Origin of the sequence: Mycobacterium sp. (assembly GCF_019247635.1) — a bacterium.
Taxonomy (GTDB): Bacteria; Actinomycetota; Actinomycetes; order Mycobacteriales; family Mycobacteriaceae; genus Mycobacterium.
The window spans coordinates 1-24,578 of the sequence record NZ_JAFBAR010000005.1; the positions used below are offsets into that span (position 1 = coordinate 1).

Annotated in this window: 24 protein-coding genes and 1 rRNA gene; 24 read left to right on the forward strand and 1 reads right to left on the reverse strand. The window is 65.0% G+C overall.

The annotated features are described in order from the left end of the window. From JO236_RS00775 to JO236_RS00880, 22 genes are all read left to right on the forward strand, one after another. Positions 1–517 (forward strand): DALR anticodon-binding domain-containing protein (locus JO236_RS00775; RefSeq protein WP_293323370.1); only part of this gene is annotated, 517 nt, incomplete at its 5' end. A gap of 80 nt (positions 518–597) precedes the next feature. Beyond that, the gene (lysA, locus tag JO236_RS00780) at positions 598–1,932 is read left to right on the forward strand and encodes a diaminopimelate decarboxylase (RefSeq protein ID WP_293323435.1); all 1,335 of its coding nucleotides are present in this window, start codon (positions 598–600) and stop codon (positions 1,930–1,932) included. A 3-nt stretch (positions 1,933–1,935) separates the two neighbouring features. Continuing rightward, complete coding sequence (locus tag JO236_RS00785) at positions 1,936–3,261, forward strand: homoserine dehydrogenase (RefSeq protein ID WP_293323373.1); 1,326 nt, start codon at positions 1,936–1,938, stop codon at positions 3,259–3,261. 11 nt (positions 3,262–3,272) lie between these two features. Next, on the forward strand, positions 3,273–4,349 hold the full coding sequence (gene thrC, locus JO236_RS00790; protein WP_293323438.1) for a threonine synthase: 1,077 nt from the start codon (positions 3,273–3,275) through the stop codon (positions 4,347–4,349). Further along, the gene (gene thrB, locus JO236_RS00795) at positions 4,346–5,290 is read left to right on the forward strand and encodes a homoserine kinase (protein WP_293323376.1); all 945 of its coding nucleotides are present in this window, start codon (positions 4,346–4,348) and stop codon (positions 5,288–5,290) included. Before thrC ends, thrB begins: the two co-directional genes overlap by 4 nt. Before the next feature lie 269 nt (positions 5,291–5,559). Beyond that, positions 5,560–7,407: a transcription termination factor Rho gene (gene rho / locus JO236_RS00800; protein WP_293323379.1), complete on the forward strand. Its 1,848-nt coding sequence runs from the start codon at positions 5,560–5,562 to the stop codon at positions 7,405–7,407. An 11-nt stretch (positions 7,408–7,418) separates the two neighbouring features. Further along, complete coding sequence (fadD1, locus tag JO236_RS00805) at positions 7,419–8,987, forward strand: fatty-acid--CoA ligase FadD1 (protein ID WP_293323382.1); 1,569 nt, start codon at positions 7,419–7,421, stop codon at positions 8,985–8,987. 173 nt (positions 8,988–9,160) lie between these two features. Further along, the gene (gene rpmE / locus JO236_RS00810; protein WP_293323385.1) at positions 9,161–9,415 is read left to right on the forward strand and encodes a 50S ribosomal protein L31; all 255 of its coding nucleotides are present in this window, start codon (positions 9,161–9,163) and stop codon (positions 9,413–9,415) included. Positions 9,416–9,493: 78 nt separating this feature from the next. Then, complete coding sequence (prfA, locus tag JO236_RS00815) at positions 9,494–10,567, forward strand: peptide chain release factor 1 (RefSeq protein ID WP_293323388.1); 1,074 nt, start codon at positions 9,494–9,496, stop codon at positions 10,565–10,567. Next, positions 10,564–11,412, forward strand: a complete 849-nt coding sequence (prmC, locus tag JO236_RS00820; protein ID WP_293323391.1) for a peptide chain release factor N(5)-glutamine methyltransferase — start codon at positions 10,564–10,566, stop codon at positions 11,410–11,412. The genes prfA and prmC overlap by 4 nt, the downstream gene beginning before the upstream one ends. Then, a complete protein-coding gene (locus JO236_RS00825; RefSeq protein WP_293323394.1) occupies positions 11,405–12,058 on the forward strand; it encodes an L-threonylcarbamoyladenylate synthase in 654 nt (217 codons plus the stop codon). The genes prmC and JO236_RS00825 overlap by 8 nt, the downstream gene beginning before the upstream one ends. Positions 12,059–12,094: 36 nt before the next feature. After that, the gene (locus JO236_RS00830) at positions 12,095–13,303 is read left to right on the forward strand and encodes a glycosyltransferase family 4 protein (RefSeq protein WP_293323397.1); all 1,209 of its coding nucleotides are present in this window, start codon (positions 12,095–12,097) and stop codon (positions 13,301–13,303) included. A 259-nt stretch (positions 13,304–13,562) separates the two neighbouring features. After that, entirely contained in the window at positions 13,563–14,015 is a 453-nt protein-coding gene (locus tag JO236_RS00835) for an ATP synthase subunit I (RefSeq protein WP_293323400.1), read from the forward strand. After that, entirely contained in the window at positions 14,008–14,760 is a 753-nt protein-coding gene (atpB, locus tag JO236_RS00840; protein WP_293323403.1) for a F0F1 ATP synthase subunit A, read from the forward strand. The genes JO236_RS00835 and atpB overlap by 8 nt, the downstream gene beginning before the upstream one ends. 43 nt (positions 14,761–14,803) lie before the next feature. Continuing rightward, positions 14,804–15,049: a F0F1 ATP synthase subunit C gene (locus JO236_RS00845; protein ID WP_293323406.1), complete on the forward strand. Its 246-nt coding sequence runs from the start codon at positions 14,804–14,806 to the stop codon at positions 15,047–15,049. 9 nt (positions 15,050–15,058) lie between these two features. Then, positions 15,059–15,583 (forward strand): F0F1 ATP synthase subunit B, encoded by a 525-nt coding sequence (locus tag JO236_RS00850; RefSeq protein ID WP_293323409.1) that lies wholly within the window; start codon positions 15,059–15,061, stop codon positions 15,581–15,583. A 6-nt stretch (positions 15,584–15,589) separates the two neighbouring features. After that, entirely contained in the window at positions 15,590–16,930 is a 1,341-nt protein-coding gene (locus tag JO236_RS00855; RefSeq protein ID WP_293323412.1) for a F0F1 ATP synthase subunit B/delta, read from the forward strand. A gap of 64 nt (positions 16,931–16,994) precedes the next feature. Beyond that, positions 16,995–18,707, forward strand: a complete 1,713-nt coding sequence (gene atpA, locus JO236_RS00860) for a F0F1 ATP synthase subunit alpha (protein WP_293323415.1) — start codon at positions 16,995–16,997, stop codon at positions 18,705–18,707. A 6-nt stretch (positions 18,708–18,713) separates the two neighbouring features. Further along, a complete protein-coding gene (locus JO236_RS00865; RefSeq protein ID WP_293323418.1) occupies positions 18,714–19,634 on the forward strand; it encodes a F0F1 ATP synthase subunit gamma in 921 nt (306 codons plus the stop codon). An 18-nt stretch (positions 19,635–19,652) separates the two neighbouring features. Then, on the forward strand, positions 19,653–21,104 hold the full coding sequence (atpD, locus tag JO236_RS00870) for a F0F1 ATP synthase subunit beta (protein WP_293323421.1): 1,452 nt from the start codon (positions 19,653–19,655) through the stop codon (positions 21,102–21,104). A gap of 30 nt (positions 21,105–21,134) precedes the next feature. Beyond that, positions 21,135–21,500, forward strand: a complete 366-nt coding sequence (locus JO236_RS00875; RefSeq protein ID WP_293323424.1) for a F0F1 ATP synthase subunit epsilon — start codon at positions 21,135–21,137, stop codon at positions 21,498–21,500. 6 nt (positions 21,501–21,506) lie between these two features. Beyond that, complete coding sequence (locus tag JO236_RS00880) at positions 21,507–21,950, forward strand: DUF2550 domain-containing protein (protein WP_293323427.1); 444 nt, start codon at positions 21,507–21,509, stop codon at positions 21,948–21,950. A 34-nt stretch (positions 21,951–21,984) separates the two neighbouring features. Here the strand turns inward: JO236_RS00880 and JO236_RS00885 are convergent, their stop codons facing one another. After that, positions 21,985–22,569, reverse strand: coding sequence for a cob(I)yrinic acid a,c-diamide adenosyltransferase (locus JO236_RS00885; protein WP_293323429.1), 585 nt, complete (start codon positions 22,567–22,569; stop codon positions 21,985–21,987). A gap of 70 nt (positions 22,570–22,639) precedes the next feature. Between JO236_RS00885 and murA the strand changes: the two genes are divergently transcribed. Both murA and JO236_RS00895 read left to right on the forward strand, forming a co-directional pair. After that, a complete protein-coding gene (gene murA / locus JO236_RS00890; protein ID WP_293323432.1) occupies positions 22,640–23,896 on the forward strand; it encodes a UDP-N-acetylglucosamine 1-carboxyvinyltransferase in 1,257 nt (418 codons plus the stop codon). A gap of 290 nt (positions 23,897–24,186) precedes the next feature. Next, a 16S ribosomal RNA gene (locus tag JO236_RS00895) occupies positions 24,187–24,578 on the forward strand; the annotation flags it as partial.

Consider the following 24,578-nt stretch of genomic DNA (forward strand, 5'->3'; position numbering starts at 1 on the left):
GGGCACCGTCATCACGCTTGACGACCTGGTCGAGGCGCTGGGTGTGGACGCGGCGCGCTACAGTCTGATCCGCTCGTCGGTGGACACCGCGATCGACATCGACCTGGCGTTGTGGTCCTCAGCGTCGAATGAAAACCCGGTCTATTATGTGCAATACGCGCACGCGCGGTTGTCTGCGCTGGCTCGCAACGCCGCCGAACTCGGCCTGGTCCCGGACACCGAACACCTCGAGTTGCTCAGCCACGACAAAGAGGGCACGCTGCTGCGCACCATCGGCGAATTCCCGCGGGTGCTGAAAACCGCTGCAGCGCTGAGGGAACCGCACCGGGTATACCGGTACCTGGAAGACCTCGCCGGTGACTACCACCGGTTCTACGACTCGTGCCGGGTGCTGCCCCAGGGCGACGAGCAACCCACCGACCTGCACACGGCGCGCCTGGCGCTGTGTCAGGCCACCCGCCAGGTGATCGCCAACGGCCTGGCGATCCTCGGAGTCAGCGCGCCGGAGCGGATGTGAACGTGCATCCCGCCGGCCCCCGGCACGCCGAAGACGCCCGCCAGCCGGGCAACCCACCCCGGCCGCAGTCCGCCGAAGAGTTGCTGCGTTTGACGCCTAATGTCTGGCCGCGTAACACGCTTCGCGACGATGCCGGAGTCGCGTGCATCGCCGGCATCAAACTCACCGAATTGGCCCACGAATACGGCACCCCGCTGTTCGTGATCGACGAAGACGATTTCCGGTCCCGGTGCCGGGAGATCGCGGCGGCATTCGGCGGCGGCTCCAACGTGCACTACGCCGCCAAGGCGTTTCTGTGCGGCGAGATAGCACGGTGGATCGACGAAGAAGGTCTCTCGCTCGACGTCTGTACCGGCGGCGAACTTGCCGTCGCGCTGCACGCAAACTTCCCGCCGGAGCGGATTACCCTGCACGGCAACAACAAATCGGTCGCGGAGTTGACCGCGGCGGTGAAGGCCGGGGTCGGTCATATAGTCCTGGACTCGGTGACCGAAATCGAGCGCCTGGAGACCATCGCGAGTGAGGCGGGCATCGTCCAGGATGTCCTGGTGCGACTCACCGTCGGCGTCGAGGCGCACACCCACGAATTCATCTCCACCGCACACGAAGACCAGAAGTTCGGGCTGTCGGTGGCCAGCGGCGTGGCGATGGCCGCGGTGCGCCAGGTCTTCGCAACCGACCACCTCAGGCTGGTCGGGCTGCACAGCCACATCGGTTCACAGATCTTCGATGTCGCCGGCTTCGAAGTCGCGGCACGTCGGGTCATCGGCCTGCTGCACCAGGTCGTCGGCGAATTCGGGCCGGAAAAGACCGCACAGCTTTCGACCGTCGATCTCGGTGGCGGCCTGGGCATCTCCTATCTGCCGCAAGACGATCCGCCACCGATAGGCGAGCTGGCGGCCAAGCTGAGCGACATCGTCCGCAACGAGTCGGCGGCAGTGGGACTGCCGGTACCCAGGCTGGTGGTCGAGCCCGGACGTGCCATTGCCGGACCGGGCACCATCACCCTCTACGAGGTGGGCACCGTCAAGGACGTCGACGTGAGCGCCACCGCGCACCGACGGTACGTCAGCGTCGACGGCGGCATGAGCGACAACATCCGCACCGCGCTCTACGCCGCCCAGTACGACGTTCGGCTGGTCTCGAGGGTAAGCGATGCGCCGGCGGTGCTGGCCCGTGTCGTCGGAAAGCACTGTGAGAGCGGCGATATCGTCGTGCGTGACGCCTGGGTACCCGACGACATACAGCCCGGGGACCTGGTGGCGGTGGCGGCTACCGGCGCCTACTGCTATTCGCTGTCGAGCCGTTACAACATGGTCGGCCGCCCCGCCGTGGTGGCGGTGCGCGACCGGCGTGCCCGCCTGATCCTGCGCCGGGAGACGGTCGACGATCTGCTGAGTCTGGAAGTGAGGTGACCCGTGCCCGGTGACGAAAAGCCAGTCGGCGTAGCGGTACTCGGGTTGGGCAACGTCGGCAGCGAAGTTGTCCGCATCATCGAGGACAGTGCCGAGGATCTCACGGCTCGCGTCGGCGCGCGGCTGGTGCTGCGCGGCGTCGGGGTGCGCCGCGTCGCGGACGACCGCGGTGTCCCGATCGGGTTGCTCACCGACGACATCCAAGAACTCGTCTCCCGTGACGACGTCGACATCGTCGTCGAATTGATGGGTCCCGTCGAACCGGCCCGCAAGGCGATCCTGGCCGCACTCGAACGCGGCAAGTCCGTCGTCACGGCCAACAAGGCGCTGCTATCCGTCTCCACGGGAGAATTGGCCCAGGCCGCGGAAAACGCCAGCGTCGATTTGTATTTCGAGGCGGCGGTGGCGGGCGCCATTCCGGTCATCCGCCCACTGACGCAGTCGTTGGCCGGCGACACAGTCTTAAGGGTGGCCGGCATCGTCAACGGCACCACCAACTACATCCTGTCCGAGATGGACAGCACCGGTGCCGACTACGACAGCGCGCTGGCCGACGCGAGCGCGCTGGGCTACGCCGAGGCCGATCCCACCGCCGACGTCGAGGGCTATGACGCGGCGGCCAAGGCCGCGATCCTGGCGTCCATCGCGTTTCACACCCGGGTGACCGCCGACGATGTCTACCGCGAGGGCATCACCAAGATCACTCCGGCCGACTTCGCCTCCGCCCGCGCCCTGGGCTGCACCATCAAGCTGCTGTCCATCTGTGAGCGCATCACCAGCGACGAAGGCCAGCAACGCGTTTCGGCCCGCGTCTATCCGGCGCTGGTGCCGCTGTCACACCCGCTCGCCACCGTCGGCGGCGCGTTCAACGCCGTGGTGGTCGAGGCCGAGGCCGCGGGGCGGCTGATGTTCTACGGCCAGGGGGCCGGCGGCGCGCCCACCGCGTCGGCGGTGACCGGCGACCTGGTGATGGCCGCGCGCAACCGGGTTCTGGGCAGCCGCGGGCCAAAAGAGTCGCGCTACGCGCAATTGCCGATAGCACCAATGGGTTTCATTTCGACTCGCTACTACGTCAGCATGAACGTCGCGGACAAGCCCGGCGTTTTGTCTGCGGTGGCGGCCGAATTCGCCAAGCGTGAGGTGAGCATCGCCGAAGTCCGCCAGGAAGGCGTGGTGGACGAGGGCGGCCGACGGGTGGGAGCCCGCATCGTGGTCGTCACGCACAGCGCCACCGACGCCGCGCTCTCCGAAACCGTGGACGCGCTAGCCGACTTGGACGTCGTTCAGGCGGTTGCCAGCGTGCTGCGACTGGAAGGAACCACCCTGTGAGCGCCCCCCGGATCGCTCAGTCGGCCATCCACCAGCCCTGGCCGGGTCTGATCACCGCGTACCGGGACCGGCTGCCGGTGGGTGATCACTGGACGCCCGTCACGTTGCTCGAAGGGAATACCCCGCTGATCGCGGCGACCCGGCTCTCCGAAAAGACCGGTTGCACAATCCACCTCAAGGTCGAGGGCCTCAACCCCACCGGCTCCTTCAAGGACCGGGGCATGACCATGGCGGTCACCGATGCGCTGGCCCGCGGACAGCAGGCCGTGTTGTGCGCATCCACCGGAAATACCTCGGCGTCGGCAGCGGCATACGCCGCGCGCGCCGGCATCACCTGCGCGGTTCTCATACCCCAGGGCAAGATCGCGATGGGCAAGCTCGCGCAGGCAGTCATGCACGGCGCCAAGATTATTCAGATCGACGGCAACTTCGACGACTGCCTTGAACTGGCCCGCAAGATGACGGCAGACTTCCCCACGATTTCGTTGGTGAACTCCGTCAACCCACTCCGCATCGAAGGGCAGAAGACGGCGGCTTTCGAGATCGTCGACGCGCTGGGCTATGCGCCTGACGTGCATGCCCTGCCGGTTGGCAACGCGGGCAACATCACCGCGTATTGGAAGGGCTACACCGAGTATCACCGCGACGGCGTCATCGACAGCCTGCCGCGCATGCTGGGCACCCAGGCCGCGGGCGCGGCGCCTTTGGTGCGCGGTGAGCCGGTGAGCAATCCCGAAACCATCGCCACCGCGATCCGCATCGGCGCGCCGGCGTCGTGGACGTCGGCCGTCGAGGCGCAGCAGCAGTCAAAGGGGCGATTCCTGGCCGCCACCGACGACGAGATCCTGGCCGCATATCACCTCGTGGCCCACGACGAGGGTGTGTTCGTCGAGCCCGCGTCCGCCGCCAGCATCGCGGGATTGCTCAAGGCCGTCGACGACGGGTGGGTGCAGCGCGGGTCGACGGTGGTGTGCACCGTCACGGGCAATGGCCTGAAGGATCCCGACACGGCGCTGAAGGACATGCCGAGCGTGTCGCCGCTGCCCGTCGACCCGGTGCTCGTGGTCGAGCAGTTGGGGCTGGCGTGACCCAATCGCTACCCGCCGGGTTATCGGCCAGCGCCGTCGTGGCGGCGTCCAGCGCCAATCTCGGTCCCGGCTTCGACAGTATCGGTCTGGCGCTTGACCTTTGTGACGAAATCATGGTCGAGACAGTCGATTCCGGTCTCGTTGTGCTGGTCGAGGGCGAGGGCGCCGATCAGGTCCCGCTGGGCCCCGATCACCTGGTGGTGCGCGCCGTCCAGCGCGGGCTGCAGGCGTTGGGGGTTCAGGCTCCCGGCCTGGTGGTGCGCTGCCGCAACGCCATCCCGCACTCCCGCGGCCTTGGCTCCTCGGCGGCGGCCGTGGTTGGCGGCTTGGCGGCGGTCAATGGGCTTGTCGCACAGATGGATTCGACGCCGCTGAGTGAATCTCAGCTGATCCAGTTGTCGTCGGAGTTCGAGGGCCATCCCGATAACGCAGCAGCCGCGGTGTTGGGCGGTGCCGTGGTCTCGTGGACCGACGGCGGGCCCGGCGGGCCCCACTATTCGGCGGTGCCGCTGCGGCTGCATCCCGATATCCGTCTTTTTACCGCGATCCCGGAGGACCGCTCGTCCACCGCGGAGACCCGCGTGCTGTTGCCCACCCAGGTCAGCCACAACGACGCGCGGTTCAACGTCAGTCGCGCCGCGCTGCTGGTGGTTGCCCTCACCCAACGACCGGATCTGCTGATGGCGGCCACCGAAGACGTGCTGCATCAACCCCAGCGAGCACCGGCCATGCCGGCCTCGGCGGAATATTTGCGGCTGCTGCGGCGTCATACCGTCGCAGCAACGCTTTCTGGGGCGGGTCCTTCGTTAATTGCCTTGACCACAGAGTCGGAGCTGCCCGCGGAAGCCGTGCAGTACGGAGCCGCAAACGGATTTGCCGTGACCAGGACGACCGCGGGTGACAAAGTTCGCTGGAATCCGGAAGTCACAGTCCCCGGCTAAACCACAACGTTGCTGGTGGGCTTGCTTGCTTCCGGCCTTGAAGCGGGCTATCCTCGGAGCCGTCCAGCAATCGCAGCATCTGCATCTGCATCCATACTGCCTTGCCGCTAGGACGACCATCAATTCTTCTCGTGAACGAGGTTCGCCGTTTCATAGCTGACCGCTGGCGATCACCGTTGCAGAGTCGATGATTGGGCGCACTCGGAATTTGGCTGAGCGCGCAACGAACCCCCGTATGACGTGATCAGCGGGGGAAAGAAAGGAAATCCGTGACTGATACGGACCTCATCACGGCTGGCGAGAGCACCGATAGCGAGAAGCTGTCGGATTCCGCCGCCACAGAGACTTCAGAAGTCAAAACCAACGCCCCGGTTGGTTCGCTGTCCACCATGGTGCTGCCCGAACTGCGGGCCCTGGCTAACCAAGCCGGCGTCAAGGGGACGTCGGGCATGCGTAAGAACGAACTGATCGCGGCCATCCAGGAAACCAGGGGACAGGCCAACGGCAGATCGGCTCCGGAAGCCACTGGCGCCGCACAAGCCGATGAAACCGCCAAGTCCGCCCCGCCAACCAATGTAGAAACACCGACAACCCAAGGGGAACAACGCGATTCGGCGGGCGAGGCGCAGCGCCGCGAACGCCGCGGCTCCGCCCGCGACGCGGGACCAACTTCCGGCTCGGGCGCGGAAGCGCGCACCGACGGAGGCCGCGGGCGCACCGACGAAGGCCGCGGGGGCACCGGCGGGACGGAGAAACGCCAAGGGGGTCAACAGGACACCAAGAGCGACGAGCGGGCCTCCGACGCGGGCGGCGACCAGAACGGCGATCAGCAGGGCTCCGGGGGCCAGCAGCGCGGCGGCGACGACGACGGCGACGGGCGTCAGGGGCGGCGGGGACGCCGGTTCCGGGACCGCAGGCGCCGTGGTGAACGCTCGGGCGAGGGCGCCGAGGCCGAACTGCGTGAGGACGACGTCGTCCAACCGGTCGCCGGCATTCTTGACGTTCTCGACAATTACGCGTTCGTGCGCACCTCCGGTTACCTGGCCGGTCCCCACGACGTCTACGTCTCCATGAACATGGTGCGTAAGAACGGGTTGCGCCGCGGTGACGCGGTCACCGGCGCGGTTCGGTTGCCCAAAGACGGCGAGCAGCCCAACCAGCGGCAGAAATTCAACCCGTTGGTCCGCCTGGACAGCGTCAACGGCGGATCGGCCGAAGACGCCAAGAAGCGGCCCGATTTTTCCAAACTGACGCCGCTGTACCCCAACCAGCGCCTGCGGCTGGAAACCACCCCGGACCGGCTGACCACGCGGGTCATCGACCTGATCATGCCGATCGGCAAGGGCCAACGTGCCCTGATCGTGTCGCCGCCCAAGGCCGGTAAGACGACCATCCTGCAGGACATCGCCAACGCGATCACCAAGAACAACCCGGAATGCCACCTCATGGTCGTGCTCGTCGACGAGCGGCCTGAGGAGGTCACCGACATGACGCGCTCGGTCAAGGGCGAGGTCATCGCCTCGACATTCGACCGGCCTCCCACGGACCACACCGCGGTCGCCGAATTGGCCATCGAGCGCGCCAAGCGGCTCGTGGAACAGGGCAAGGACGTCGTCGTGCTACTCGACTCCATCACCCGCCTGGGGCGCGCCTACAACAACGCGTCGCCTGCCTCGGGACGCATCCTGTCCGGTGGTGTCGACTCCACCGCGCTGTATCCGCCCAAGCGGTTCCTGGGCGCGGCACGCAACATCGAGGGAGGCGGTTCGCTCACCATCATCGCCACGGCGATGGTCGAGACCGGGTCCACCGGTGACACCGTCATCTTCGAGGAGTTCAAGGGCACCGGTAACGCCGAGCTCAAGCTGGACCGCAAGATCTCGGAACGCCGCGTCTTCCCCGCGGTCGACGTGAACCCGTCCGGCACCCGCAAGGACGAGCTGTTGCTCTCACCCGACGAGTTCGGCATCGTGCACAAGCTGCGGCGCGTGTTGTCGGGTCTGGACTCTCACCAGGCCATCGACCTGCTGATGTCGCAGTTGCGCAAGACCAAGAACAACTACGAATTCCTGGTGCAGGTGTCCAAGACGACACCGGCGAACATGGACAACGACTAATCTCACGAGCCGTGGCGGAGACGCTTCAGCAACTTCTTCGTGAGCGCTTGCAGCAGGACACGCCGGCGCTGAAGTACGGCGAGCGGGTGTGGACCTGGCGTCAGCACCTGGCCGAGGCGGCTAGCACCGCGGCCGCCGTCCTCCGCGTCGCCGACCCGAAGCGCCCGCTGCATGTCGGCGCTCTGCTGGGCAACACCCCCGAGATGCTCACCGCCATGGCGTCGGCGGCACTCGGTGGATATGTGTTGTGCGGCATCAACGACACCCGCCGAGGCGACGCGCTGGTCCGTGACATCATCAAGGCCGACTGCCAGATCCTGCTCACCGATCCCGCGCACCAAAACCTGCTTGCCGGGCTCGACCTGCCAGGAGTGCAGGTGTTCGACGTGTCCGGTGACTCCTGGTTGGGCCGGCTCCAAAGCGCCGGTCCGCTGATCCCGCATCGCGAGGTCGTCCCGACCGACACCTTCATGATGATCTTCACCTCCGGAACCAGCGGTGAGCCGAAGGCCGTGCAGGTGCCCCATCTGCCCGTGGTGTTCGCCGGCAGCACGTTGACCACACGGTTCCGCATCGGCGTCGACGACGTCTGCTATCTATCGATGCCGCTGTTCCACTCCAACGCGCTGATGGCCGGCTGGAGCGTCGCGGTCAGCTCGGGCGCGGCCATGGTCCCCGCGACGTTTTCCGCCTCGGGGCTGCTTTCCGATCTGCGCCGTTACGGGGTCACCTACATGAATTACGTCGGCAAACCGCTCGCGTACGTTCTGGCCACGCCCGAGAGGCCCGACGACCACGACAACCCGCTGCGCGTCGCGATGGGCAATGAGGGCAGCGAGCGTGACGTCGCCGAGTTCGGTCGCCGTTTCGGCTGTACGGCGTGGGACGGCTTCGGTTCCACCGAGGGCGCCATCATCATCACCCGCGAAGACGGCTGTCCGCCGGGGTCGCTCGGCAAAGGTTTCCCCGGCGTCAGCATTTACAACCCCGACACGCTGGAGGAATGCCCCGCGGCCGTCTTCACCGACAACGGAGTCCTGGCCAACGCCGACGAAGCGATCGGGGAGCTGGTCAACACCGCGGGCGCGGGCATGTTCGCCGGCTACTACAACGACCGGGAGGCCACTGACGCGCGGATTCGCAACGGCATCTACTGGTCGGGTGACCTGGCTTATAAGGACGCCGACGGCTGGATCTACTTCGCCGGGCGCAGCGGCGACTGGTTGCGGGTGGACGGCGAGAACATGACGACGGCACCCATCGAACGGATCCTGCAACGGCTGACGGCGGTCAGCCACGTCGCGGTGTACGCGGTGCCCGACGAGAACGTCGGCGACCAGGTAATGGCCGCGATCATGCTGCAGGATGGCGCCGAGCTGACGCCCGAGGAGTTCGGGCAGTTCCTGGCCGCCCAGCCCGACCTGTCGCCCAAGGCCTGGCCCCGGTATGTCTGGATCACCGACCGGCTGCCGATGACCGCGACCAACAAGATCCTCAAGCGGGAACTGGCCGCCCGGGGCGCCAATCCTGATGGCGGTGTGCTGTGGACACGCGACGGGCGGAGCAAGGAGTACCGATAGCGCTTCTTTTGCCTCGGGAATGCGAGCGCGCATCTGGGTGTTTGGGCTGATGTGGTTGACCTGGCATAATCGACGCTCGACCACCCCAGAACCGGTTCAGGTTCTCGGAGTTCTGCCCCGACCGGCCACATCGAATACGCGGGTCCGGGCGGCCAACGACCGAAGAGGACATCATGAAAGCTGACATCCATCCCGCCTACGAGGAGACCACGGTGGTCTGCGGATGCGGGAACACTTTCCAGACCCGCAGCACCAAGCCGGGCGGCCGCATCGTGGTCGAGGTCTGCTCGCAGTGCCATCCCTTCTACACCGGCAAGCAGAAAATACTCGACAGCGGCGGCCGGGTGGCCCGCTTCGAAAAGCGCTACGGCAAGCGCAAGGTCGGTGCCGACAAGGCCTCCGAAACCGGTCAAGCGACCGACAAATAGCTGGCTTGACGACGCCCGAACTGTGCGCGAATACCGCACAGGCCGGGCGTCGGTTTGCGTTTGCGGCAAGGAGGTGACATGACCCAGCCGGTGCAGACTATTGACTTGCTGCTGGCCGAACACGCCGAGCTCGAGCATGCGCTGGCCGATCCCGAGTTGCACAGCAAACCCGACGAGGCGCGCAAAGCCGGACGGCGGTTCGCCCGATTGGCGCCTATCGTCGCGACCCATCGCAAGCTGGTTTCGGCGCGTGAGGATCTGGAAACGGCCCGCGAGCTCGCCGCCGACGACCCGTCGTTCGTCGACGAGATCACCGAACTGGAAACCCGGGTGGCCGACCTGGATACCCAACTCACGGACATGCTCGCGCCGCGCGACCCCCATGACGCCGACGACATCGTGCTCGAGGTCAAATCCGGTGAGGGCGGCGAGGAATCGGCATTGTTCGCCGCCGACCTGGCCAGGATGTACATCCGGTACGCCGAGCGGCACGGCTGGACGGTGACGGTGCTGGATGAAACCACGTCGGATCTGGGCGGCTACAAAGATGCGACGCTCGCGATCGCCAGCAAGGGCGACGGTGCAGACGGCGTCTGGTCGAGGATGAAGTTCGAGGGCGGGGTGCACCGGGTGCAACGGGTGCCGGTGACCGAATCCCAAGGGCGCGTGCATACTTCGGCGGCGGGCGTACTGATCTATCCGGAACCCGAAGAAGTCGGTGAGGTGCAGATCGACGAGTCGGATCTGCGCATCGACGTCTACCGGTCGTCCGGAAAGGGCGGCCAGGGCGTCAACACCACCGACTCCGCGATCCGGATCACCCACCTGCCCACCGGGATCGTCGTCACCTGCCAGAACGAGCGCTCGCAACTGCAGAACAAGACCCGTGCGTTGCAGGTGCTCGCCGCCCGGTTGCAGGCACTGGCCGAGGAGCAGGCGCTGGCCGACGCGTCGGCGGATCGGGCCAACCAGATCCGCACCGTGGACCGCAGCGAACGCATCCGCACCTACAACTTCCCGGAGAACCGCATCACCGATCACCGAATCGGTTTCAAGGCACACAATCTCGATCAGGTCCTCGACGGTGACCTGGATGCGCTTTTCGACGCGCTGATGGCCGCCGACAAGCAGTCCCGGTTGCAACAGTCATGACCACCCTGCGGCACGCGATCGACTCCGCTGCGGCGCGACTCGCCGAGGCGGGGATCGACTCCGCGCGCCACGACGCCGAGCAGTTGGCCGCGCACCTGGCCGGCACCGACCGCGGCCGGCTGGCCTTGCTCGAGTCGCCGGACGAACAGTTCTTCGGGCGCTACCGCGCCGTCGTCGCCGAGCGCTCCCGACGGGTGCCGCTGCAACATCTCACCGGCACAGCGTCGTTCGGGCCGGTGCAGCTACACGTCGGACCCGGCGTGTTCATCCCGCGCCCGGAGACCGAGGGGCTCTTGGAGTGGGCCATCGCCCAGCCGCTTCCGGCCCGCCCGGCGATCGTCGACCTGTGCACCGGCTCCGGCGCCTTGGCGATCGCGCTGGCTCGACACCGCCCCCAAGCACGAATCCTCGGCATCGACGACTCCGACGCGGCGCTCGAGTATGCGAGCCGCAATGCCGAGGGCACCGCCGTCGAACTCGTACGCGCGGACGTCACTGAGCCCGGACTGCTTCCCGAGCTCGACGGGCGGGTCGACCTCGTGGTGGCCAACCCGCCGTATGTCCCCGAGGGCGTGGTCCTGGAACCGGAAGTGGCCCAACATGATCCGTCTCACGCGGTGTTTGGCGGCCCGGACGGGATGGCGGTGATCGGCGCCGTCGTCGGCCGCGCCGGACGCTGGCTGCGCCCCGGCGGCTTGTTCGCCGTCGAACATGATGACACCACGTCGTCGCTGACGGTCGAATTGGTCAGCAGCACAGGGCTTTTCGACGACATCGCGCCTCGGAAGGATCTGGCCGGACGGCCGAGGTTCGTGACGGCGCGCAGGAGCGGCGCAGATGACTGAACTCTTCAACTGCGCCGACCCCGACCAGCGCGCGCACGGAATCGAATCGGCGGTAGGCGCACTCAAGGCAGGCCGGCTGGTGGTCATGCCGACCGACACCGTCTATGGCATCGGCGCCGATGCCTTCGACAGTGCCGCGGTGGCCGCACTGCTCGCGGCCAAGGGGCGTGGGCGCGATATGCCGGTCGGCGTGCTGGTCGGTTCCTGGCACACCATCGAGGGTCTGGTCTTCGCGATGCCCGACGGGGCCCGCGAGCTGATCCGCGCATTCTGGCCCGGCGCGCTGAGCCTGGTGGTGACGCAGGCGCCGTCGCTGCAGTGGGACCTCGGTGACGCCCGCGGCACGGTGATGCTGCGGATGCCGCTGCACCCCGTCGCCATCGAACTGCTCCGTGAAGTCGGGCCGATGGCGGTGTCGAGCGCCAACGTCTCCGGCCGTCCGCCCGCGGTCGACGTCGAGGAGGCGCGCAATCAGCTCGGCGATCTCGTCGACATCTACCTCGACGGCGGTCCGTCCGCCCAGCAGGCCGCCTCGACGATCGTCGACCTCACCGGCGACACCCCCCGCATCCTGCGGGAAGGTCCCGTCGGCGTCGACCGGATCGCGGAGGTGCTCGGGCTGGACGCGTCGACCTTGATCGCCTAACAGCGACAACAACGCGGGTTTTCGGGTCTCAGCTTGGTGCAGTACGGTCTCGTCGTGTCCAGCGATGCGGCCAGCCTTGCCAGTGGTTTGCTCGCGTTGTCGGATCTCAGAGCCGGGGTCCCGCTGCGTGAGCTCGCCCTGGTTGGCCTGACGGCCGCGATCATCACGTACTTCGCGACCGGGCCGGTGCGCGTGCTGGCCACTCGCCTGGGAGCGGTTGCCTATCCGCGCGAACGCGATGTGCACGTGACACCGACCCCGCGCATGGGCGGCCTGGCGATGTTTCTCGGTGTGCTCGCCGCCGTCTTTCTGGCCTCCGAACTTCCGGCGCTCAACCGGGGCTTCGTCTATTCCACCGGTATGCCCGCGGTTTTGGTGGCGGGCGCGGCGATCATGGGCATCGGCCTGATCGACGACCGTTGGGGCCTGGATGCTTTGACGAAGTTCGCCGGTCAGATCACGGCGGCCAGCGTGCTGGTGACTATGGGCGTCGCCTGGAGCGTGTTGTACATCCCGATCGGCGGTGTCGGCACCATCGTGCTGGACCAAGCCTCCTCGATCCTGCTCACCCTGGCCCTGACGGTGGCGATCGTCAACGCGATGAACTTCGTCGACGGGCTCGACGGGTTAGCCGCCGGCTTGGGACTCATTACGGCGCTGGCGATTTGCATGTTCTCCGTCGGCCTGCTGCGCGATCACGGCGGTGATGTCCTCTTCTACCCGCCGGCGGTGATTTCGGTGGTGCTCGCGGGAGCCTGTCTGGGTTTTCTGCCGCACAACTTCCACAAAGCCACGATCTTCATGGGCGATTCCGGGTCGATGCTGATCGGCCTGATGCTGGCCGCGGCGTCCACGACGGCCGCGGGCCCGATCTCGCAGAACGCCTACGGCGCTCGCGATGTGTTTGCTCTGCTGTCGCCCTTTTTACTGGTGGCGGCCGTCATCTTCGTGCCCATGCTCGATCTGCTGTTGGCAATCGTGCGCCGTACCCGGGCGGGCCGCAGCGCGTTCAGCCCCGACAAGATGCACCTGCACCACCGGCTGCTGCAGATCGGTCATTCGCATCGGCGGGTGGTGCTGATCATCTACCTGTGGGTGGGCATTGTCGCGTTCGGCGCCGCAAGCACGATCTTCTTCAATCCACGGGACACCGCGGCCGTCATGCTGGGCGCGATTGTCGTCGCGGGCGTCGCGACCCTCATCCCGTTGTTGCGCCGCCGCGACGACGATTACGGCGAGGGCTGAGGCGGGCGGACGCACCTACGACAAAAGGTAGTAGGAGTGGCCACCATATGGTACGGTGCAGGTAGAACCCCGAAAGAAACCTATCGGGTTGCCGGCCACCCGGACCGCTGGATGCCTATCCGATGCGCGCCGATTCACGACCGACACAGGGAACTACCCCTTGGGTGATTCCAGCGCGACCATTGCGATACGCTCGGCGGGCCACCGATCAGTCGGTCGCGCGGTCTGCGCTCCGTCAACCCGGGATTGAGGTGCTTCAGTGACGACACCAGCGCAGGACGCGCCGTTGGTGTTTCCCGCTGTTGCCTTCCGCCCGGTTCGGCTCTTCGTGATCAGCCTCGCGCTGACGGCGGTGGCTACGTTGATCGCCGGATTGTCGGGTCACCTTAAGGTGGGAGTGTTCTTCGGCATCGGGCTGTTGCTGGGTTTGCTCAACGCTCTGCTGGTGCAGCGTTCGGTTGGGTTGATCACCGCCAAAGACCATCCGCTGAAAAGGTCGATGGCGCTCAACTCGGCCTCGCGGCTGGCGATCATCACGATCATCGGGCTCTGCATCGCGTACGTCTTCCGGCCCGCCGGCTTGGGTGTGGTGTTCGGGCTGGCGCTGTTCCAGGTGCTGCTGGTGCTGTCGACCGCACTGCCGGTCTGGAAGACGTTGCGCACTGGAAGCGACATTTCGGTGACGGAGGGAGGGAGCGCCGGCGATGACTGAGCACATTCTGGCCGCCCAGATCGAGGTCGGCGAGCACCACACGGCCACCTGGCTGGGCCTGACCGTTAACACCGATACGATCCTGTCGACCGCGATCGCCGCGGTGATCGTGATCGCGATGGCGTTCTACCTGCGCTCGAAGGTCACTTCGACGGATGTGCCGGGCGGGGTGCAGTTGTTCTTCGAGGCGGTCACCATACAGATGCGCAATCAGGTCGAGAGCGCCATCGGGATGCGGATCGCGCCCTTCGTCCTGCCGCTCGCGGTGACCATCTTCGTGTTCATCCTGATTTCCAACTGGCTGTCGGTCCTGCCGGTGCAGTACACGGCCAAGAGCGGCAAGACAACCGAGGTACTTTCTTCGGCGGCCGCGGACATCAATTACGTGCTGGCGCTGGCCCTGTTCGTCTTCGTCTGCTATCACGCGGCGGGGATTTGGCGCCGCGGCATCATCGGACACCCGGTCAAGCTGCTCAAGGGGCACGTGGCGATCCTGGCACCGATCAACATCGTCGAAGAACTCGCCAAGCCAATCTCGTTGTCGCTTCGACTCTTTGGCAATATCTTCGCCGGCGGCATCCTGGTCGCGCTGATCGCACTCTTCCCGCCCTACGTGTTGTGGTTGCCCAACGCGATCTGGAAATCGTTCGACTTGTTTGTCGGTGCGATCCAGGCCTTTATCTTTGCACTGCTGACGATCTTGTACTTCAGCCAGGCGATGGAACTAGAAGAAGAACACGACTAAACCTGTCGAGACTTGCCAACCCTGTTATCAAGGAGGATAAGGAATGGACGCAACCATCGCTGCCGGTGCACTCATCGGCGGTGGACTGATCATGGCGGGTGGCGCCATCGGCGCCGGCATCGGCGACGGTATCGCCGGTAACGCGCTGATCTCCGGTGTCGCTCGTCAACCCGAGGCGCAGGGACGGCTGTTCACGCCGTTCTTCATCACCGTCGGTCTGGTTGAGGCGGCGTACTTCATCAATCTGGCGTTCATGGCGCTGTTCGTCTTCGCAACTCCCGTCAAGTAATTCGCTGTGATGGGCGACCCGAACTCCGTTGTTCTGGCCCTGGGCCGGGCGGTCGCGGGAGGTGAGGAAGGCGGCAAGCAAAGCAACTTCCTCATCCCCAACGGCACCTTCTTCTTCGTGCTGGCCATCTTCTTGGTGGTGCTCGGTGTCATCGGCACTTTCGTTGTGCCGCCGATCCTGCGAGTGCTGCGCGAGCGCGACGCCATGGTCGCCAAGACGCAGTCCAACAACAAAAAGTCGGCCGAGCAGTTCGCCGCCGCGCGCTCCGACTACGAAGAAGCCATGAAGGAGGCCCGGGTTGAGGCTTCGGCCTACCGCGACAATGCCCGGACTGAGGGTCGCAAGGTCATCGAAGACGCCCGCGCGCGTGCCGAGCAAGAGGTGGCGTCCACGCTGCAGCTAGCCAACGAGACGTTGAAGCGGGAGAGGGACGCCGTGGAGATGGATCTTCGCGCCAATGTCGGAAGCATGTCAGCGACCCTGGCCAGTCGAATCCTCGGCGTTGACGTCACGCCCTCAACCGCGACGAGGTAGCCACTCATGTCGACTTTTATCGGGCAGCTGATCGGGTTCGCGGCGATCGTGTTGCTGGTGTGGCGGTATGCCGTGCCGCCCGTCCGCCGGTTGATGACGGCTCGCCAAGATATGGTGCGTCAGCAGCTGAAAGATTCGGATGCCGCCGCCAAGCAACTGAAAGACTCGAAGATGGCGCACAGTCAGGCGGTGGAAGCGGCGGAGGAGGATGCCAAGCAGCTCGTCGAAGAGGCTCAGGCCGACGCCGAACACATCGCCCAACAGCTGCAGGCACAATCCGAGGTCGAGGCGGAACGCATCAGAGTTCAGGGGACGCGCCAGAGCGAGCTGCTGCGGGCACAGCTGATCCGTCAACTCCGGCTCGAACTCGGCCACGAATCCGTGCGCCAGGCAGGGGAGTTGGTGCGCAACTACGTAGCCGAACCCGATCAGCAGTCGGCCACCGTCGACCGGTTCCTGGATGAACTCGATGACATGGCACCCGAGGCGGCGGAGGTTGAATATCCACTGCTAGCAAGGATGCGCTCGGCAAGTCGACGGGCGCTGGGCAGCCTGGTGGATCAGTTCGACGTGCTGGCCAAGGACCTCGACAAGAAGGGCCTGACAACTCTTTCCAACGAGCTGGTGTCGGTTGCCACAATGCTGGATCGGGAAGTCGTCGTCACCCGCTATCTCACTGTGCCCGCGGAAGATTCGGCGCCCAGGGTCAGATTGATCGAGCGATTGCTGGACGGCAAAGTCGGCGATCCCACCCTCGAGCTGCTGCGTAAGGCCGTTTCGGAGCGCTGGTCGGCCAACTCCGATCTCGTCGATGCCATCGAGCATGTGTCGCGGCAAGCGCTGCTCGCGGTCGCCGAGGGCGACGACAAGGTCGACGAGATCGAAGACCAGTTGTTCCGGTTTTCCCGGATCCTCGACGCGCAACCGCGACTCGCGGTCCTGCTGGGCGACTTCTCGACTTCGGCCGAGGATCGCGTCAGGTTGCTGCGCAACGTGCTCGGCAGCGCAACGGGCCGGGTCAACCCGGTCACTGCCGCGCTGCTTTCCCACACCGTCGAATTATTACGGGGTCAGCCGGCCAACGAGGCAGTGCAAACCCTGGTCGAAGTGGCCGTCGCGCGTCGCGGCGAGGTCGTCGCCCAAGTCAGCGCGGCGGCCGCACTCAGCGAGGCGCAACGCGCTCGCACCACCGAGGTGCTGAGCCGTATTTACGGCCACCCGGTGGCGGTTCAGCTGCAGATCGACCCCGAGCTGCTGGGCGGCCTTTTGATCGCTGTAGGCGACGAAGTGATCGACGGCACGCTCAAGTCTCGCCTGAGCACCGCCGAAGCCCAGTTGCCTGACTGACAAACCAACGCCCGACACAACCCGAACTAACTCAAGCACAACCGAAGTAGGAAGACGAAAAGCCATGGCCGAGTTGACAATCTCCGCTGATGACATTCAGAGCGCGATCGAGGAGTACGTAGAGTCCTTCACCTCCGATACCGTCCGCGAGGAGGTCGGCACCGTCGTCGACGCCGGTGACGGCATCGCGCACGTCGAAGGTCTGCCCTCGGTGATGACTCAAGAGTTGCTCGAGTTCCCGGGCGGAGTCCTCGGCGTTGCGCTCAATCTCGACGAGCACAGCGTCGGCGCGGTCATCCTCGGAGACTTCGAGAAAATTGAAGAGGGCCAACAGGTCAAGCGCACCGGTGAGGTCCTTTCGGTTCCCGTCGGCGACGCCTTCCTGGGCAGGGTCGTCGACCCGCTGGGCCACCCCATCGACGGGGGCGGAGACATCGAGACCGACATCCGGCGCGCGCTGGAGCTGCAGGCACCGTCGGTCGTCGAACGACAGAGCGTCAAGGAGCCGCTGCAGACCGGCATCAAGGCTATCGACGCGATGACCCCGATCGGTCGCGGCCAGCGCCAGCTGATCATCGGCGACCGAAAGACCGGCAAGACCGCGGTGTGTGTCGACACCATCCTGAACCAACGCGAGAACTGGGAGACCGACGATCCCAAGAAGCAGGTGCGCTGCGTCTATGTGGCCATCGGACAGAAGGGCACCACGATCGCTTCCGTTCGGCGTGCGCTGGACGAAGGTGGCGCGATGGATTACACCACCATCGTCGCCGCACCGGCATCCGACTCCGCCGGCTTCAAATGGCTTGCGCCGTATACGGGTTCGGCGATCGCTCAGCACTGGATGTACGACGGCAAGCACGTGTTGATCGTTTTCGACGACCTGACCAAGCAGGCCGAGGCTTACCGCGCGATCTCGCTGCTGCTGCGTCGCCCGCCGGGTCGCGAGGCCTATCCCGGAGACGTGTTCTACCTGCACTCGCGGATGCTCGAGCGCTGCGCCAAGCTGTCCGACGAACTGGGCGGCGGCTCGTTGACGGGTTTGCCGATCATCGAGACCAAGGCCAACGACATCTCGGCTTACATCCCGACCAACGTCATCTCGATCACAGACGGGCAGTGCTTCCTGGAGACCGACCTGTTCAACCAGGGCGTCCGGCCGGCGATCAACGTCGGCGTGTCCGTGTCCCGGGTCGGTGGCGCGGCCCAGATCAAAGCCATGAAGGAAGTTTCCGGCTCGCTGCGCCTGGATCTGTCGCAATACCGGGAGCTGGAATCGTTCGCCGCGTTTGCGTCTGACCTGGATGCCACCTCGAAGGCGCAGTTGCAGCGCGGTGAGCGCCTGGTCGAGCTGCTCAAGCAACCGCAGTTCCAGCCGATGCCCGTCGAAGAGCAGGTAATTTCGATCTTCTTGGGCACCGGTGGTCACCTGGACTCGGTGCCCGTCGAGGACGTCAAGCGTTTCGAAGCTGAATTCCTGGACCACATCCGGGCGTCCAACGAAAAACTCCTCGAAGAGATCCGCAAGAGCCAGAAGCTCGGTGAGGAAAACGAGGCATCGCTGGAAGACATCGTCAAGCACTTCAAGAAGGGCTTCTCGGCCTCGGATGGCGAATCGGTGGTTCCCGACGAGCACGTCGAAGCCATGGACAAACAAGACGTGGAGAAGGAATCGGTCCAAGTAAAAAAGGACAAACCCAAGGACAAGGACAAAAAGGAGTCCAAGGATTCCTCGAAGAGCAACGACTCCCAGGACACCAAGAAGGACAAGAAGTAGCTAACAATGGCGGCTACACTTCGCGAACTGCGCGGCCGGATTCGCTCGGCAGGGTCGATCAAAAAGATCACCAAGGCCCAGGAGTTGATCGCCACATCGCGCATCGGCAAGGCCCAGGAGCGGCTGAAATCCGCACGTCCTTACGCCTCCGAGATCACCAAGATGCTCACCACCCTGTCCGCCGAGGCTGCTCTGGACCATCCGCTGCTCGTCGAACGGAAGGACCCGAAGCGGGCGGGAGTTCTGGTGCTGTCGTCCGACCGTGGCTTGTGCGGCGCGTACAACTCCAGCATTTTCCGTCGGTCCGAGGAGCTGTTCTCGCTGCTGAGGGACGAAGGCAAGGAGCCGATCCTCTACACCGTCGGCCGAAAAGCCCAGAACTACTACAGGTTCCGGAACTGGGACATCACCGAGGCGTGGACCGGGTTCTCAGAGCAACCCAAAGTCGAAAACGCCGCGGAGATCAGTTCGACATTGGTCGACGCATTCATGAAGGGAGTCGGCGACGACGATGACGAGCAGTCCGAAGACGTCGAGGGCGTCGACGAACTGCACATCGTCTACTCGGAGTTCAAATCGATGATGTCGCAGACCGCGGTGGCCCACAGGATGGCGCCGCTGGTTGTGGAGTATGTCGAGGAAGACACCGGACCGCGCACCCTGTACTCATTCGAGCCGGGTGCGACAACTCTGTTCGACGCGCTGTTGCCGCGGTACCTCACCACCCGGGTATACGCGGCACTGCTCGAGTCTGCGGCATCGGAGCTGGCCTCACGCCAACGCGCGATGAAGTCGGCCACCGACAACGCAGACGACCTCATCAAGGCCCTGACGCTGGAGGCAAACCGCGAGCGGCAGGCCCAAATCACCCAGGAGATCAGCGAAATCGTTGGTGGCGCAAATGCGCTCGCTGACGCCGCTAAGTAGCCCAAGGAAGCGAAAGATATGACTGCTACCGCGCAAAAGGACAAGAAGTCAAAAGACTCCGACACCAACGGCCGCGTGGTTCGGATCACCGGCCCGGTCGTCGACGTCGAGTTTCCCCGTGGTTCCGTGCCGGAGCTGTTCAACGCGCTGCATGCGGATATCAAGTACGAATCGCTGGCGAAGACCCTCACCTTGGAGGTGGCCCAACACCTGGGCGACAACCTCGTGCGCGCAATATCGTTGCAGCCCACCGACGGCCTGGTGCGCGGCGTGGAGGTGACCAACACCGGTGATTCGATCTCGGTGCCCGTCGGCGAGGAGGTCAAGGGCCACGTCTTCAACGCGCTCGGGTACTGCCTGGACAAGCCCGGGTATGGAGACGACTTCGAGCGCTGGTCAATTCACCGCAAGCCGCCCGCCTTCGAGGACCTGGAGCCTCGGACGGAGATGCTCGAGACCGGCCTCAAGGTCGTCGACCTGCTGACCCCGTACGTGCGCGGTGGCAAGATCGCCCTGTTCGGCGGCGCGGGCGTGGGCAAGACGGTGCTGATCCAGGAGATGATCAACCGCATCGCCCGCAACTTCGGCGGCACGTCGGTGTTCGCCGGTGTCGGGGAGCGCACCCGTGAGGGCAACGACCTCTGGGTCGAGCTCAAGGAAGCCGACGTGCTCAAGGACACCGCGCTGGTGTTCGGTCAGATGGACGAGCCGCCCGGCACGCGTATGCGGGTGGCGCTGTCGGCGCTGACGATGGCCGAGTGGTTCCGCGACGAGGCCGGCCAGGACGTGCTGCTGTTCATCGACAACATCTTCCGATTCACGCAGGCCGGCTCGGAGGTGTCCACGTTGCTTGGACGCATGCCGTCCGCGGTGGGTTACCAGCCGACGCTCGCCGACGAGATGGGCGAGCTGCAGGAGCGCATCACCTCGACACGCGGACGGTCGATCACGTCGATGCAGGCGGTCTACGTGCCCGCCGACGACTACACCGACCCGGCGCCGGCAACCACGTTCGCCCACTTGGACGCGACCACCGAGCTGTCCCGCAACGTGTTCTCCAAGGGCATCTTCCCCGCCGTGGACCCGCTGGCCTCCAGCTCAACCATCCTTGACCCCAGCGTCGTCGGTGACGAGCACTACCGCGTCGCGCAGGAAGTAATCCGAATCCTGCAGCGCTACAAGGACCTTCAGGACATCATCGCGATTCTAGGTATCGACGAGCTCTCGGAAGAGGACAAGCAGCTGGTCAACCGTGCTCGGCGGATCGAGCGATTCCTGTCGCAGAACATGATGGCCGCCGAGCAGTTCACCGGTCAGCCGGGTTCGACCGTCCCGGTGAAGGAGACCATCGAGGCGTTCGACAAGCTGGCGAAGGGCGACTTCGACCACGTACCCGAGCAGGCCTTCTTCCTGATCGGCGGCCTCGATGACTTGGCCAAGAAGGCCGAGAGCTTCGATGTCAAGCTTTGAGCGTCCGGTCCCGTCGAAAGGTGCTGCGACATGGCCGATTTGAACGTTGACATTGTCGCGATCGACCGCAAGATCTGGTCGGGCGAGGCCACCTTCCTCTTTACCCGCACCACCGTCGGCGAGATCGGCATCCTGCCTCATCACATTCCGTTGGTTGCCCAATTGGTCGAGGACGCGATGGTGCGTGTCGAGCGGGAGGGTGAGGACGATCTGCGGGTCGCGGTGGACGGTGGCTTTATGTCGGTGACCGAAGAAGGGGTGACCATCCTCGCCGAGGCTGCAGAGTTCGCGTCGGAGGTCGACGAAAGCGCCGCTCGGCAGGATTCCGAGTCCGACGATCCGAAGGTCGCCGCCAGGGGCCGTGCCAGATTGCGCGCCGTCGGCGCGCTCGACTAACGGCCGATGAGCGCGCCCATGGTCGGCATGGTCGCGCTTGTCGTTGTGCTGGGGGTGGCCGTCCTGGCGCTGAGCTACCGGTTGTTGAAGCTGGGTCAGGGCGGCACGGCCGGCATCATGCGCGACATCCCCGCGGTCGGAGGCCATGGTTGGCGCCATGGCGTGATCCGTTATCGCGGTGGTGAAGCCGCGTTCTACCGGTTGTCCAGTTTGCGCCTATGGCCGGACCGCCGGCTCGGCAGACGCGGTGTGGAGATCATCGCGCGACGGGCACCACGCGGTGACGAGTTCGACATCATGACGGACGAGATCGTCGTGCTCGAACTGCGGGACACCACCCAGGACCGCCGCCAGGGTTACGAGCTTGCTCTCGACCAGGGCGCGTTGACCGCGTTCTTGTCGTGGCTGGAGTCGCGTCCCTCGCCACGCGCACGTCGTCGCAGCTTCTAACCGGCACTCTCAATTGCTAAGTGCCTGAACGATTTTAGTCCGCGCTGGGCGCACCGCCACCGGGTCGCCACATCACGTCGCCGGCTGGATTGGCCACCCGGGACAGAATGAAGAGCAGATCCGATAGCCGGTTCAGATACTTCGCCGGTAATCGGCTGATGTCCTCCTGGTGGGCGTCGACCGCGGCCCACGCCGACCGCTCGGCCCGGCGCACGATCGTGCGGGCGACGTGCAATAGCGCTGACAATGCCGAACCGCCAGGCAGGACAAAGGAATTCAGCGCCGGAAGGCCCTCGTTGTAGCTGTCGCACCAGCCCTCGAGCCGATCGATATAGGGCTGGGTGATGCGCAACGGCGGATACTTGGGGTCGTCCACCACGGGTGTCGACAGGTCCGCGCCGGCATCGAACAAGTCGTTCTGGATCTGCCGCAGCACCTGCGCGATTCGATCGTCTGGGTTGCCCAGCGCGATGGCGACGCCAATCGCGGAGTTGGCTTCGTCGCAATCTGCGTAGGCCACCAGGCGGGGGTCGGTTTTGGAGACCCGTGAGAAATCACTCAGTCCGGTGCTCCCGTCGTCACCGGTGCGGGTGTAGATGCGGGTCAGATGGACTGCCATGGAGCAAACGGTACCGGGCCGACCACTCGGCTGACTGACAAGGCGATACCGCCCCACTAGACTGACGCGGGTGGCTGAGCGATTCGTGGTGACTGGTGGCAACCGGTTAGCAGGCGAAGTCGCTGTTGGGGGCGCCAAAAACAGTGTGTTGAAGCTGATGGCCGCGACCTTGTTGGCCGAAGGCACCAGCACGATCACCAACTGTCCGGACATTCTGGACGTGCCGCTGATGGCGGAGGTGCTGCGCGGCCTGGGCGCTACCGTCGAACTCGACGGAGACGTCGCCCGCATCACCTCGCCCGACGAGCCCAAGTACGACGCCGACTTCGCCGCGGTGCGCCAGTTCCGGGCATCGGTCTGCGTGCTGGGTCCGCTGGTCGGACGGTGCAAGCAGGCCAGGGTCGCGCTGCCGGGCGGCGACGCGATCGGCTCACGTCCGCTGGATATGCACCAAGCCGGCCTGCGTCAGCTCGGGGCGCGTTGCAATATCGAGCACGGGTGCGTCGTCGCCTCAGCAGAAACGTTGCGCGGCGCAGAGATTCAGCTGGAGTTCCCCTCGGTCGGAGCGACCGAGAACATCCTGATGGCCGCGGTCGTGGCCGAGGGCGTGACCACCATCCACAACGCGGCGCGCGAACCCGATGTCGTCGACCTGTGCACGATGCTGAATCAGATGGGCGCGCAGGTCGAAGGCGCGGGTTCACCGACGATGACCATCACGGGTGTCCCGCGGTTGTATCCGACGGAGCACCGGGTGATCGGGGATCGCATCGTCGCCGCCACGTGGGGCATCGCTGCCGCCATAACCCGGGGTGACATATCGGTGACGGGCATCGATCCGGCGCATCTTCAGGTGGTCCTGCACAAGCTGCACGATGCCGGGGCCACGGTCACCCAGACTGACGACAGCTTCCGCGTGACCCAATACGAGCGGCCCAAGGCCGTCAATGTCGCGACCTTGCCCTTCCCGGGTTTCCCGACCGATCTGCAACCGATGGCAATCGCGTTGGCTTCCATCGCCGATGGCACGTCGATGATCACCGAGAATGTGTTCGAGGCGCGGTTCCGGTTCGTCGAAGAGATGATCCGGCTCGGCGCCGATGCCCGCACCGACGGGCACCACGCAGTGGTTCGGGGGCTTCCGCAGTTGTCGAGCGCCCCGGTCTGGTGCTCGGACATCCGGGCCGGAGCCGGCCTGGTGCTCGCGGGTCTGGTCGCCGACGGCGACACCGAGGTCCACGACGTCTTCCACATCGATCGCGGCTACCCACTGTTCGTTGAGAACCTGGGAAGTTTGGGAGCTGAGATCGAGAGGGTGTACTCTTAGCTAACTGCCTGACAGGCTCGGTCACCCGCCCAGGGATGACTGAAAACCGAGGCTTGACCCCTCTGCCAGATCTGTATTAAGCTGGCAGGGTTGCCCCGAAGCGGGCGAAAACAAATTGAGCGTGTTGTTTGAGAACTCAATAGTGTGTTTGGTGGTTTTCATTTTGTTGTTGTTTTTTGACCATACTTTGCACCCCCCGTGTGTGGGTATGGTCGTTTTTTGATGCCAGATATTGGCGTCTTTGTCAGGTATCTCTGAATTGTAAATTCGCCTCGTTATCGAGGGGTTTTTGTTTGGAGAGTTTGATCCTGGCTCAGGACGAACGCTGGCGGCGTGCTTAACACATGCAAGTCGAACGGAAAGGTCTCTTCGGAGATACTCGAGTGGCGAACGGGTGAGTAACACGTGGGTAATCTGCCCTGCACATCGGGATAAGCCTGGGAAACTGGGTCTAATACCGGATAGGACCACGAGGCGCATGCCTTTGTGGTGGAAAGCTTTTGCGGTGTGGGATGGGCCCGCGGCCTATCAGCTTGTTGGTGGGGTGACGGCCTACCAAGGCGACGACGGGTAGCCGGCCTGAGAGGGTGTCCGGCCACACTGGGACTGAGATACGGCCCAGACTCCTACGGGAGGCAGCAGTGGGGAATATTGCACAATGGGCGCAAGCCTGATGCAGCGA

Excerpts from the sequence above, each read along its gene's own strand:
- JO236_RS00845 (WP_293323406.1), top strand. The coding sequence starts at position 14,804 with ATGGACGCAACCATCGCTGCCGGTGCACTCATCGGCGGTGGACTGATC.
- rpmE (WP_293323385.1), top strand. The coding sequence starts at position 9,161 with ATGAAAGCTGACATCCATCCCGCCTACGAGGAGACCACGGTGGTCTGC.
- JO236_RS00825 (WP_293323394.1), top strand. The coding sequence starts at position 11,405 with ATGACTGAACTCTTCAACTGCGCCGACCCCGACCAGCGCGCGCACGGA.
- JO236_RS00850 (WP_293323409.1), top strand. The coding sequence starts at position 15,059 with ATGGGCGACCCGAACTCCGTTGTTCTGGCCCTGGGCCGGGCGGTCGCG.
- JO236_RS00885 (WP_293323429.1), bottom strand. The coding sequence starts at position 22,569 with ATGGCAGTCCATCTGACCCGCATCTACACCCGCACCGGTGACGACGGG.
- prmC (WP_293323391.1), top strand. The coding sequence starts at position 10,564 with ATGACCACCCTGCGGCACGCGATCGACTCCGCTGCGGCGCGACTCGCC.
- prfA (WP_293323388.1), top strand. The coding sequence starts at position 9,494 with ATGACCCAGCCGGTGCAGACTATTGACTTGCTGCTGGCCGAACACGCC.
- atpD (WP_293323421.1), top strand. The coding sequence starts at position 19,653 with ATGACTGCTACCGCGCAAAAGGACAAGAAGTCAAAAGACTCCGACACC.
- atpB (WP_293323403.1), top strand. The coding sequence starts at position 14,008 with ATGACTGAGCACATTCTGGCCGCCCAGATCGAGGTCGGCGAGCACCAC.
- JO236_RS00855 (WP_293323412.1), top strand. The coding sequence starts at position 15,590 with ATGTCGACTTTTATCGGGCAGCTGATCGGGTTCGCGGCGATCGTGTTG.
- JO236_RS00875 (WP_293323424.1), top strand. The coding sequence starts at position 21,135 with ATGGCCGATTTGAACGTTGACATTGTCGCGATCGACCGCAAGATCTGG.
- JO236_RS00865 (WP_293323418.1), top strand. The coding sequence starts at position 18,714 with ATGGCGGCTACACTTCGCGAACTGCGCGGCCGGATTCGCTCGGCAGGG.
- atpA (WP_293323415.1), top strand. The coding sequence starts at position 16,995 with ATGGCCGAGTTGACAATCTCCGCTGATGACATTCAGAGCGCGATCGAG.
- JO236_RS00880 (WP_293323427.1), top strand. The coding sequence starts at position 21,507 with ATGAGCGCGCCCATGGTCGGCATGGTCGCGCTTGTCGTTGTGCTGGGG.